General features: G+C 50.2%; 7 protein-coding genes and 1 riboswitch. All 7 genes read left to right on the plus strand.

The window, feature by feature from the left end; translation table 11 throughout:
* Positions 1 to 4: 4 nt before the first annotated feature.
* The 7 genes from A3844_RS24865 to A3844_RS24915 all read left to right on the plus strand — a co-directional run bounded on the left by A3844_RS24865 (position 5) and on the right by A3844_RS24915 (position 12,487).
* Positions 5 to 1,345 carry a UDP-glucose dehydrogenase family protein gene (locus A3844_RS24865; RefSeq protein ID WP_074083066.1) on the plus strand — a complete coding sequence of 447 codons (1,341 nt, stop codon included), beginning with the start codon at positions 5 to 7 and terminating at the stop codon, positions 1,343 to 1,345.
* Positions 1,346 to 1,790: 445 nt separating this feature from the next.
* On the plus strand, positions 1,791 to 3,164 hold the full coding sequence (locus tag A3844_RS24870; RefSeq protein WP_074083068.1) for a sugar phosphate nucleotidyltransferase: 1,374 nt from the start codon (positions 1,791 to 1,793) through the stop codon (positions 3,162 to 3,164).
* A gap of 212 nt (positions 3,165 to 3,376) precedes the next feature.
* A riboswitch (cyclic di-GMP riboswitch) is annotated at positions 3,377 to 3,457 on the plus strand.
* A 13-nt stretch (positions 3,458 to 3,470) separates the two neighbouring features.
* Positions 3,471 to 5,855 carry a glycosyl hydrolase gene (locus A3844_RS32040; protein ID WP_244169848.1) on the plus strand — a complete coding sequence of 795 codons (2,385 nt, stop codon included), beginning with the start codon at positions 3,471 to 3,473 and terminating at the stop codon, positions 5,853 to 5,855.
* A gap of 198 nt (positions 5,856 to 6,053) precedes the next feature.
* Positions 6,054 to 7,583 carry a glycosyl hydrolase gene (locus tag A3844_RS24900; RefSeq protein ID WP_074101824.1) on the plus strand — a complete coding sequence of 510 codons (1,530 nt, stop codon included), beginning with the start codon at positions 6,054 to 6,056 and terminating at the stop codon, positions 7,581 to 7,583.
* Between the two features lie 65 nt (positions 7,584 to 7,648).
* Positions 7,649 to 10,333 carry a discoidin domain-containing protein gene (locus tag A3844_RS24905; protein ID WP_425270623.1) on the plus strand — a complete coding sequence of 895 codons (2,685 nt, stop codon included), beginning with the start codon at positions 7,649 to 7,651 and terminating at the stop codon, positions 10,331 to 10,333.
* Between the two features lie 123 nt (positions 10,334 to 10,456).
* Positions 10,457 to 11,932 (plus strand): potassium/proton antiporter, encoded by a 1,476-nt coding sequence (locus A3844_RS24910; protein ID WP_074108767.1) that lies wholly within the window; start codon positions 10,457 to 10,459, stop codon positions 11,930 to 11,932.
* A 99-nt stretch (positions 11,933 to 12,031) separates the two neighbouring features.
* The gene (locus A3844_RS24915; protein WP_074083076.1) at positions 12,032 to 12,487 is read left to right on the plus strand and encodes a Dps family protein; all 456 of its coding nucleotides are present in this window, start codon (positions 12,032 to 12,034) and stop codon (positions 12,485 to 12,487) included.
* Positions 12,488 to 12,564 lie beyond the last annotated feature (77 nt).

A 12,564-nucleotide genomic window follows, 5' to 3' on the forward strand; every position in this document is an offset into this window, starting at 1 on the left:
GTGTATGAAGCTGACAGTAATCGGTACCGGCTATGTCGGTCTTGTATCTGGCGTATGTTTTACACTGAATGGGAACCATGTGATTTGCGTGGATAAGGATGAGGAAAAGATTGAAAAGCTGGGCCGGATGGAATCCCCCATCTATGAGCCGGGTATCGAAGCGCTGATAGAAATGAATTTGCGTGAAGGCCGGCTTTCTTTCTCCTCCGATCTTCAGGAATCGGTAAGACGCTCCGATATCGTCATTCTGGCTGTAGGGACACCTTCACTACCGGGCGGCGAAGCGGATCTGAGATATATCGAAGGTGCAGCCATAGAAGTCGCTCAAGCGATGGAAGGCTACAAAATTATCATGACCAAGTCAACTGTTCCTGTTGGCACGAACGAGAAAATCCGTGGTATCATCGCTTCCCATACGAGTCATCCCTTCGATATCGTCTCCGCTCCGGAATTCCTGCGTGAAGGCTCAGCCATCCGCGATACGCTCCATCCTGACCGGATTGTCATCGGACTTGATAACCCGGAGCTTGAGCCTACGATGCGCCAGCTTCATCAGGGCTTCACGGAAAATGTGTTCGTAACGGATATCCGCAGTGCGGAAATGATCAAATATGCATCCAATGCTTTTCTGGCAACCAAGATCTCCTTTATTAACGAGATTGCCAACATTTGCGAAAAAGTGGGAGCTGATGTAACCCTGGTGGCGGAAGGCATGGGGATGGACCGTAGAATCGGCTCCTCGTTCCTGCAGGCCGGCATCGGTTATGGAGGCTCCTGTTTCCCGAAAGATACCAATGCGCTGATCCAGATTGCGGGCAACGTGGATTACGAGTTCAAGCTGCTGAAATCCGTAGTCGAGGTGAACAAGGGGCAGCGGTTCATGATTATCTCCAAGCTGCATGAATCCCTTGGCAACCTGCGTGGCGCAGTGATCGGTGTATGGGGCCTGGCCTTCAAACCGAACACCGATGATGTACGCGAAGCACCCGCCCTTGAAATTGTTGAGGTACTGGTGGCCGAAGGCGCTATAGTGAAGCTGTATGATCCGATTGCTGCAGATAACTTCAGACAGCAGTACGATCATCCGCAGCTCCGCTGGTGCGGTCTGCCGGAAGAAGCGGCAGAAGGCAGTGATGCAGTATGCCTGCTGACCGACTGGAGCATGTTCAAGGATATTGATCTGCATAAGCTTGCGGAGAGCATGCGCCGCCAGGTGCTGATCGATGGCCGCAACGTGTACTCCAAGGAGCAGATCGAGGGCACCGGCCTTGAATACCATTCCGTCGGCCGCCCGCAAATGGGGGGCCTGAGCGGCTACTCCCCCAGCGTAGCCGGAGCGGTCTAATCCTTTGATCTTATCTGCTCTTGCTTGCTCTTGCCTGCCGCGTAAACAAGCGGCAATGCCGGATCTTTAGCAGGGCGCTTCGCCTGCGGGTGAAGCGAGCTGAATGTCAAAGGAATTCACTGTAGCCGTGCTACGGTGAAAATGCTGCCTGGGAAGCTGTCTAGGAATGGAACGGAGAGGAATTTTGGAACTGTAGGAGCGTAGCGTCCGCCTTTGTCTGCGGATTTCCACCGCCAATAGTGGTTTAAATCAAGAAATCTGCAGACAACAGCGGCCGAAAGTCCAAACATTCCTTGCAGAGACTTCCGTAACAGTTGACCTTAAGGATTGTCACATAGCAGATAGCGCCAGTGACATTCCTGTCCACCTGCTCCAAAACCCAGCGGCAGCGCACAATAACAATCCGATATTTTCGCGACAACACATAAATGAGGAGGGTTCACTTATGAAACTGGTACTTCTATCTGGCGGTTCTGGTAAACGTCTCTGGCCTTTATCCAATGATTCACGTTCCAAGCAATTTCTGAAGGTACTGCAAAGTCCGGCAGGTGAGCCGGAATCCATGGTACAACGTGTATGGAGACAACTGCAGGAGACAGGGATGGCGGAATCCTCGTACCTTGCGACCGGCCGCAGCCAAGTGGAGATGATACAGAGCCAGCTCGGCGCAGAGGTGCCTATCATTGTGGAGCCGGAACGCCGGGATACCTTCCCTGCCATCGCTTTGACTGCAGCTTATCTGTATTCCGTGGCAGGAGTGTCTCCCAGCGAGACAGTGGCCATTTTGCCGGTCGATCCTTATGTGGAGGCATCATTTTTTGACACCGTCGTCCAGCTTGAAGCAACGATGGAACAAAGCGGCGCAAACCTGGCGCTGATGGGGGTTGTTCCTGAGCTGGCTTCCGAGAAATACGGCTATATTATTCCTACCAGTGACGAGGCAGCGGCAAGCGGCTATCTGCAGGTGAGCCATTTCCAGGAGAAGCCGGACCGTGTACAGGCTGAAGAACTGATCAGCAAGGGCGCGTTGTGGAACTGCGGAGTATTTGCATTCCGTTTGGGTTATTTGCTGGATATTTTGCAGCGTAAAGGTCTGCCTTTGAACTATGAGGAGCTGCAGAAGCAATATAAATTGCTGGCTTCCATCAGTTTTGACTACGAAGTGGTAGAAAAAGAGGAGAAGATCGTCGTTCAGCCTTACGCCGGTTTCTGGAAGGATCTTGGCACATGGAATACCCTCACAGAAGAAATGAGCAGCAACCACGTGGGTAAAGGGTTCGTGACTGCCGATTCTGAAGGAACCTGCCTGATCAACGAACTGGATATTCCGATTACAGTCATCGGTGCGAAAGATTTAATCATCGCAGCCAGCCCGGATGGCATTCTGGTCACTCACAAAGCCGAAAGCCCGCGGATTAAGGAAGTGCTGAAGTCTTTTGAACAAAGACCCATGTACGAGGAACGCCGCTGGGGCCACTATAAGGTTATTGATTATGTGAAATATGATGAGGGCAACGAGGTGCTGACCAAGCGGATTTTCATAGCCGAAGGTAAAAACATCAGCTACCAGCTGCATCACAAACGCAGTGAAATCTGGACGATTGTCAGCGGGGAAGCCAGCATTGTGCTGAATGAGAAGATGCATAATGTGAAAGCGGGAGATGTAGTGCGCATACCGGAAGGCACAAAACATGCAATCCTGGCGCTAACCGATGTAGAGTTCATTGAGGTGCAGACCGGTTCAGAGCTGGTGGAAGAGGATAATATCCGCATCACACTGGACTGGAAGGATATTGCTCTTCATCAATTCATTTCTTAAAATAGGAACGCTGATCGCGCTGTAAAATTCGACTGAATCGTCCCGGTTGATGTATAGGATGGGCCTAAACCTAGGGCTAAATTATCTATTTACCCAATTGTGTCAAATCCAAAACAGGTATTAAGAACCATTTATTAAGAAAAATTCATTAATGCTCTAAACTAAAAAATTAATAGAGACGATACTTACGGTAAGAGGGATAAATCCTTCCAAAACGAAAAAGGCAAACCTAATCGAAAGATAGGGACGCAAAGCTATAGGGCCTTCGAAAGAGTGGCAGCCTAGCTACCGAAAGGAAGATGAATTTTGACAACTTACCGTAAGTCGCGTCTGCTGTGCACCATTGTAACTATTGCCCTGTTGTTGACCGTTGTACCACTGGGTTTGGGGGCTGCGCCTTCCACCGTAGCTGCTTCGAGTTCTTCAGCACCGGTTAATCCGGATGCTTCAGCTGAAGCTGTCAAGCTGCTTGACAATCTGTACTCCATTTCCGGAAAAGGCATTATCACAGGCCAGCATGACTACCTGGAGAGCCCGGATGAGTTCAGCAACAAACTGAAGGGAACCAGCGGACAATTCGCTGCCCTCCATGGCTTCGAGCTTGGTGTGATCAGCGGCCAGTCGGAAAGTACTGCAGCAACTCAGCGCAAAAATGTAGTGAACAGTGCGATCAACTGGTATAAAAATGGCGGCATTGTCGCTATGACCTTCCATGAGCAACTGCCAGGGACTTCTTATCTGTGGTCCAATGTGCAGAAGACACTCAGCCAAGAGGACTTCAATAAGTATGTAACACCTGGAACAGCCCAATACAACAGCCTCATCGCCGATCTGGACAAAGTGGCGGTTTCACTCAAAAGCTTGCGGGACGCGGGCGTTCCTGTACTTTGGAGACCTTACCATGAAATGAACGGCAACTGGTTCTGGTGGGGGAAGAAAAACAATTTTGCAGAACTTTGGAATATTATGTATGACCGCTTTGTGGGCGTTCATCAATTAAACAACCTGCTGTGGGTATGGAATCCGAATGCTCCCAACGCCTGGTCTGATCCATATGAACTGACCTATCCGGGAGCGGATAAGGTAGACATCCTTGCAGCAGATATATATAACAATGATTATATGAACAAGTATTATGACGACCTGTTGAGTCTCGCCAACGGCAAACCCATTGCTATCGGTGAAAATGGTGAGATGCCAAGTACAGCCAAGCTCCAGCTTTCCCAGAGAAAATGGGTATACATGATGAACTGGGGAAAAATGCTCTATGAGAATAACAGTACAGATACCATCAAAAATTTCATGAGTGACAGCTATACAGTATCGCTTAATGAATATAAAGCGGAGGTAGTGCAGACACCTGCTCCGACTGCCACACCAACGGCAACGCCAACTGCAACACCGACTGCAAAGCCGACTGCAACAGCAACGCCAACGCCAACGCCGACTGCTACACCAGTACCTTTACCTACAGCAACGGTAAAGCCAATAACCACTCCGGCGTCCGGTGATAATGTACAAACGCCTGTTGTGAATGGCCTTCACGGAGAGTATTACAATAACATGACGCTTTCAGGCACACCTGCAAAGGTACGTGACGACGCGCTGCTTAATTTCAACTGGCGTCAAGGCTCACCGGACAGCTCCATAAAGGTAGATGGGGTCTCGGCCCGCTGGACAGGGAAAATCAAGCCTTTATACAGCGAGACCTACCAGATTATCACTACTTCTGACGATGGTATCCGTGTCTGGATTAACGGCACAGCCGTAATCGACAGCTGGACCAAGCAGAGCGGAACTGAACGTATCGGAAGTATCGCTATGACGGCTGGACAGCTCTATGATATCAGAGTGGAATATTATGAGAATGCAGGCGATGCCAACATCCGTCTGATGTGGCAAAGCGCAAGCCAGGTCAAAGCGACCGTCCCAACAAGCGCATTATTTGTAAATACGTCAGCAACCAGCGTTAGCAAAACATCGTTGGCGCTTGTAGAAGCATCAACGCCGGTGCCAACGCCGGTGCCAACACCGACACCAACGCCGGTGTCAACACCGACACCAACGCCGGTGCCAACGCCGGTGCCGACACCAACGCCGGTGCCAACACCAACACCAACACCGGTGTCAACACCGACACCAACGCCGGTGCCAACACCGACACCAACGCCGGTGCCAACACCGACACCAACGCCAGTGCCAACACCGGCACCAACACCGATACCAACGCCGGCTCTAACAGCGGCGGCTCCTGCTGCAAACGGACTGCAGGCGGAATATTTTAATAACATGCAGTTGACCGGTGCTCCGGCAGTTGTACGCACCGATGCTTTGCTGGACTTCAACTGGCGGCTGGGTACACCGGATACTGCGATTGGCATTGATTTCTTTTCCGTAAGATGGAGTGGCAAGATCAAACCGCTGTATAGCGAAACCTATCAGATTTATACAACATCAGATGATGGTGTCCGCGTTTGGATCAATAACACTCTTGTCATTGACAGCTGGATGAAGCAGAGCGGGACCGAACGCACAGGAAGCATAAGCCTGCAAGCCGGGCAACTATATGATATCAAAGTGGAGTATTATGAGAACCAAGGGGATGCAAGAGCGCGGCTGATGTGGGAAAGTCCAAGTCAAGTCAAAGGGACGGTCCCTGCCAGCGCACTGTTCCTTCCTTCCGCTTCCTAAAGTACTGCTGAATTCATCACCGAACGCCGATACTGGTTAAGACGTTACAATTCTAAAATCCTAAAAGTCCGATGGCCCTGCTAAACAGCAGGGCTACTAAGCTATTAGTCTGTATGGCCGCAGGTTGGTGTAACCCTTGGAGGGAAGACCATCCATAAGCGTCAATACAGCACTTGAGGCTGGAGAGAGGAGATTACATTGAACACTTACCGTAAGTACCGGCTTTTTATTACGATTATACCTATTATTTTCATCCTTTCCCTGCTGCCATGGAGTGAGGTGCGTAGTCTTGCCGTTGAACGAAGTATAGACATTCCTGCGGAGGCGAAGGCGGAGGCAGTTCCACCAGTGAATCCTGCGGCTTCGAAGGAAGCTGCCAGCCTGCTCAATTATCTGGTTAACCTGGGGGGGAAAGGCATGATTTCCGGGCAGCATGATTATCTGGAGAGCCCGGATGAATACAACAACAAGCTGAAGAATGCAACGGGGGATTATGCCGTCTTGCATGGGTATGAGCTTGGAGCGATCAACAACCAGTCCGAGAGGACTATTGCCCGTCAGCGGCAGGGTGTTGTGGATAGCGCTATCGAATGGTATGAAGATGGCGGCATTGTGGCAATGACGTTCCATCAGAATCTACCCGGCACAACTCCTGAATGGGCGAACGTCCACACGAGTCTTAGCCAGGAGGCGTTCGATGCCTACGTAACTCCGGGCACCCCTCAATACAAAAGCCTCCTTGCTTCCCTTGATGAGATTGCCGTTTATCTGGGGGAATTGCGGGATGCAGGGGTTCCTGTCCTGTGGCGTCCATATCACGAGATGAACGGGAACTGGTTCTGGTGGGGGCAAAAGGATAACTTTTCCAAGCTCTGGGACATCACTTACGACCGTTTGGTCAACAAGCATAAACTAAATAATCTATTGTGGGTGTGGAATCCGAATGCACCGAATGAGTGGGCAGATCCTTATAGTGCCTACTACCCGGGGGCGGATAAGGTGGATATATTGGCAGCAGATATCTACAATAATGATTACAAGCAGTCCTACTATTCAGATTTGCTCAATCTGGCTGATGGCAAGCCTATTGGCATAGGAGAGAGTGGAGAGCTTCCAGACCCTGTCACATTGTCTCAAACCCAGCGTAAATGGGTATATACGATGACATGGGGGAAAATGCTGACTGAAAAAAACGACCTCCAGAAAATCCGAAGCTTTATGACGGATAAGTACACGGTTTCGAGAAAGGAATACATTGAATCCCTAAGCGCCACACCGAACACTCCGGTGCCCGTTATTGCCAAAAAGGGCTTAACAGGAGAATATTTCAACAATGCCGAACTCTCAGGGACGCCTGCACTGATCCGTAATGACAAGAAGATTGATTTTAACTGGCATGGAAACGGTCCGGCTGCGGGCCTTAATAAGGACACATTCTCCGTTCGCTGGACGGGTAAAATTAAGGCAGGCTATAGTGAGATGTATACCTTCACTGCTTCCTCGGATGATGGCATACGTGTATGGATCGGCGGCCAGCTAATCATCGACAGCTGGAAGAAGCAAAGTGGTGTCAGCCGCGAAGGAAGCATGCAGCTAAGCGCAGGAGTCTCTTATGACATTAAGGTCGAGTATTACGAGAACCGCGGAGATGCAAGCATCCGTTTGATGTGGGAAAGTCCGAGCCAGAAGAGTGCGGTCATTTCCCCAAGCGCCCTTTCCTTTCCTTGATGAACGAAGCAGACCAGCCTTTACAGAGTTGAACACGCACCCCGGAAGAAAGCGAGGACAAGGGAATGAGAACTAGGACTAAGAAAAAAACATACAAGCCTCTTCACATACTGCTGAAATTCGTAGCACTGACCGTCTTGTTTCTGTTGTCCGTCTCTGTCTTCGGAGATGAAGGAACGAATAGGGGCAAGGTGGAAGTAGATATGAACAAGCTATCCTCAGCGGGTGATGTGGGACCGGAGCTGCCAGAGGGCACAGTGCTCTGGCAGCTGGGACAGCATGATGGATCTGCTGGAGAATTTGCCGAGACTGGCACCGCGAATGTGGAGGAAACGGTTAATGCCGCTTCTTCCGCTCAAAAAGCCTCTGTACTCCAGAAGATCCCTTCTGGACTCAGGGGGGATACCAATCCCGAACTGCGGATTTCGTACAAGCTGGATAAGATCCCGTTGAACGGGGTCTTATTTCGCGTAAGCATCCTGGATGCATACAAATCCGTTCCGCAGATGAGCGTGTTCTCCAACCGCCAGCTCTCGGGGATCATTCAGATCGCCGGTGTTTCCGGAACGGACAGCAAATATACCTTCCAAAAAACATATGAGCTGTATATTCCGAAGGAGCAGCTGGTTACCGGTACCAATGAGCTGAAGCTGCAGGTAGCGCGCGGAATTTATTCCTCTGACATGGAGGATAAATACAACTGGTGGACCTGGGACAACCTCAGCCTGGAGTCCCTGAAGTCTCCGATCAAGGAGCCGATTCATGGCAGCTACACCCTGACCGGCACTATGGTCAACAATAAGCAGTTTTATTTTGACGAAGGTGCGGTTACGCATCTGCCTTATATTATGAAGTGGCTCGGAGTAGCTTATAGCGGGAATATTATGCGCACCAGCTGTGCCAGCGATGTGGGGCGTTCCTGTTCCAATATGGGGGATTATTACAAGGTCCTCAAAGATTACAATATGCAGGCTGTAGCTTTGTACCTGTATACCGGAGATATCAAGCTTAAGGAAGATGGCTCGTTGCCGGATGATGCGGAGAAGAAGCTAACCGATTATTTCGAACAGTACAGCCCGTACTTCCAGTATTATGAGGTGGATAATGAGCCGGGGCTGTTCAACCGTTCCAAGGCGGTGAACCTGGCTATTGCCGAATGGCTGAACAAAAAAGGCAAGACCATCGCCCCTCATCTGAAGACCGTAGCTCCAGGCTGGGCCTATTGGCCGAATTACAGTAAGGATTCCTGCGGAAATCAGAAGGGCACGGCACGCCAGTGCGGCGATCCGGACGGCTGGGAACGTGATCCGGAGCAGCGGGAGGAGCTGGAGAAAGTCACCGATCTGACGAATGGACATTCCTACGGGGAGTCCTATATTTTCAGCAACGGAGGCAGTTTTACCGAGAATCTCAAAACCTTTGGCGGAGCTGCGGACGGACTTCGCAAAAAAATGCTGACGACGGAGTTCGGAACCTCCGACTCTCATGTGGATGCTTACCAATACGGGGCCTCAGAGCGCACGGCGGCGGTGTTTGACCGGATTATGCGCGCTCATATCGGTTATGCGGATATGTTTGTGCAGCATGCCGCTTTTTTCAAGAATTTTAGTTTGTTCAAATACGGCTTTAATCTGGAAGAGCATGATCCGGCAAAAACGGAAATCTATTATACCAAGAAGGGTGAGGATTCCCGGGTCAGTATCATGAGACGGCTGGATCTGGCCTATGCAACACACGGTGCTCCGCTCAGCTATAACATCACCAATAAGAATGCGTTAGCTGACAAATTGGTCTATGTCCGTGCGGTAGATACCTCTACACTTGAGCCTTTAGCGGGTAGCGGGGCCACCTCAAACAAGGTACTGGTGAACTTTGTGAACTTCGAAGAAACCCCGCAAACCGTTACGGTGAAGGTGACGATGCCTAAGAAAACCGTGTATGAGGGCGAACGCTTTGGTAATGGCGATACGTATGAAGAAGCCCGAAGCTACGTTTCGGATAAAAAGGCTACACCTGTTCTTGAATTTACAGAAACGCTCGCACCAGGAGAGGCAGTACAGTATATACTGGAGCCCTCATCCGAGGTAGCGGACGTTGCGCCTCAAGGCTTAAACGCGGCAGCCGTCAAAGGGCTGGCTGTTAAGCTGAGCTGGCTGGAGGCCCCTGGAGCAAGTTATGAAGTGCTCCGGGCCGAGGGCTCAAGCAGTGATATGAAAGTGATTGCAAATGGTATAACCGATACCGGGTATACAGATAGCAATCTGAATGAAGGCACGCTATATACTTACGCGGTAAGAGTGGCGGGCTCAGAAGTAATGTCGGAAAAAACTCAGATTACCGCGACTGGATTGGTTCCTTTGGACCGTTCGGATTGGAAGGTGTCATCCAATGTGAATACGGAAGCCTCTAATCCGGCGAATGCCATTGACGGAGACAGGCGGACTCGCTGGGATACCGGCAAACACCAGGCATCGGGAGAATATTTTCAGATTGATCTTGGCCAAGTACATTCAGTGGAAGCTGTTGATTTGGACTATACCTTATCTTCGTATGATTATCCCCGGGGCTATGAGCTATATATTTCGGATGATGCTAAGAACTGGAACATGATCGTTTCGGGTAAAGGAAAACTGGAGATGACCAAAATTGTGTTTGCCCCGGTCAAAACCAGATATATCCGGATATTGCAGACCGGATCTGGCGGGAATTACTGGTCGATCCAAGAAATGCAGGTATACTCAAGAGAATAGCATCTGGATAACCTCCGTGGATTCACAGAGCCACTGGGGTTTTTTACTGCGAATTGGGAAAGCTGAATACAGCATTGGTTACTTTGGAGGCCCACTGCTTACCAGAAAGGCGGTACCATAGACATGACTCACCTTGCGGACAATATTATTTTAGTGCTGGCTGCGCTGATGCTGGTGGGTGTGCTCTCCACCAAATTCTCCACACGTTTTGGCATGCCGGCGCTGGTGCTGTTCATCGCTGCGGGAATGGTGCTCAGCCGCTTTGTTTTTTTTAACAATGCCTCATTGACACAAGTAGCCGGTATTTTTGCGTTGATCGTTATTTTGTTTGAGGGCGGTATGCAGACCAGCATGAAGGACATCCGGCCTATCATCGCACCAGCGCTATCATTGGCTACGGTAGGAGTGCTCCTGACGACAGCGATTGTGGGAATATTCGCAAGACTTGTACTGGATGTGCCATGGGCTGAAAGCCTGCTGTTCGGAGCGATCGTGGGCTCCACCGATGCGGCAGCCGTGTTCTCCGTGCTCGGCGGCAAAAATATTGATAAGCGCCTGACTTCTACACTGGAGGCAGAATCAGGAAGTAACGATCCGATGGCTGTTTTTTTGACGGTATCGTTAATTGAATGGATTCAGCATCCCAATACAGCCGTTTGGAGCCTCATGCTGTCCTTTATCTGGGAAATGGGGATAGGCCTGTTCATGGGGATTGCTGTCGGGAAGCTTGCCGTCTATTTGATAAACCGGATTAATCTGGATTCCACCGGGCTGTATCCGGTAATGGCAATAGGATTCGCTGTATTGACCTATGGCCTTGCAGTGACGGTGCACAGCAGCGGCCTTCTGGCGGTATACATCATGGGTCTGACTCTGGGTAACTCCGAGCTGATGTATCACCGTACCATCATGAATTTTAATCACGGCTTTGCATGGATGATGCAAATCGCGATGTTCACACTGCTGGGCCTGCTTGTATTTCCTGATGAGCTGACGGAGATTGCCTGGCAGGGCCTGTTGTTGTCAGTTATTCTCATGCTGGTCGCAAGACCGGTGGGGGTATTCCTAAGCCTGCTGTTTTCCAGGTTCTCGCTCCGGGAGAAAACGCTGATCTCCTGGGCTGGACTTCGCGGGGCGGTACCGATTGTATTGGCGACCTATCCGCTGCTGGCGGGGCTTCCCCAAGGGCAATTATTTTTCAATGTAGTATTCTTTGTGGTATTGACCTCGGCAGTCATTCAAGGAACGACCATTTCCCCGTTGGCCTCCAGACTGAAGCTGGTTGGCAAAGACGATGCCCAGCCTTCGCTAATGGAGCTGGTGGCACTCGGCAAGACGGATTCCGAATTCAATCATATTGCCATCGACAAGCATATGCCCATAGCCGGTATGCAGATCGCACAGATGGGGCTGCCCGATGATATTCTCTTTACTGCCATCATCCGCAATAAAAGTATCGTGACCCCGCACGGGAGTACTGTTATTGAGCCTGGTGATACAGTCTATGTGCTCAGCCCCAAATCCAAGCGAGACGAGATGAGATCCATCTTCCGGAGCGGCAAAGGTAAGGCGGCGGAATCCAATATTCCTATGGTTTAAAAACAGATTGCAAAAGAATGAGAAATGTGTTAAATTGTATATAGATTTAGAACGAGTCTAAATACAAATAATATATATAGGTCACAGGAGGGTATTGGAATGAGTACACAAATTAAAAGCCAGACTGAACTGCACGCTGCCTTGAACCGCCAAACCGCAAATTGGACACTGCTTGGAGTCAAGCTGCATCACTATCACTGGTATGTGAGCGGATCGCAATTCTTCACGCTACATGCCAAATTTGAAGAGCTGTATACCGAAGCAGCTACATATGTGGATGATCTGGCAGAACGCCTGCTTGCTATTGGTGGACAACCGGCCTCGACCATGGCACAATATTTAGCCCTGTCTGAGCTTAAGGAAGCCGTTGGCGGTGAAACAGCCAAGGAAATGGTTGCTCAGCTGGTTAAGGACTTTGCTGTTGTGGCTGAAGAGCTGAAGAGCACGATTTCAGCTGCAGAAGAACTGAGCGATCAGCCTACTGCCGACCTGCTGACTGGAATCAGAAGCAGTGTCGAGAAATCCTCCTGGATGCTGAACGCTTTTATGGGATAATACAGAAGCTGAGGAAGTGAAGAGAGCTTCCCGATCGCTTGAGCATAATAGCAATATATACAAAGAGCGCCGCGCGA

The organism is Paenibacillus helianthi (genome assembly GCF_001909055.1).
GTDB lineage: Bacteria > Bacillota > Bacilli > Paenibacillales > Paenibacillaceae > Paenibacillus_AQ > Paenibacillus_AQ helianthi.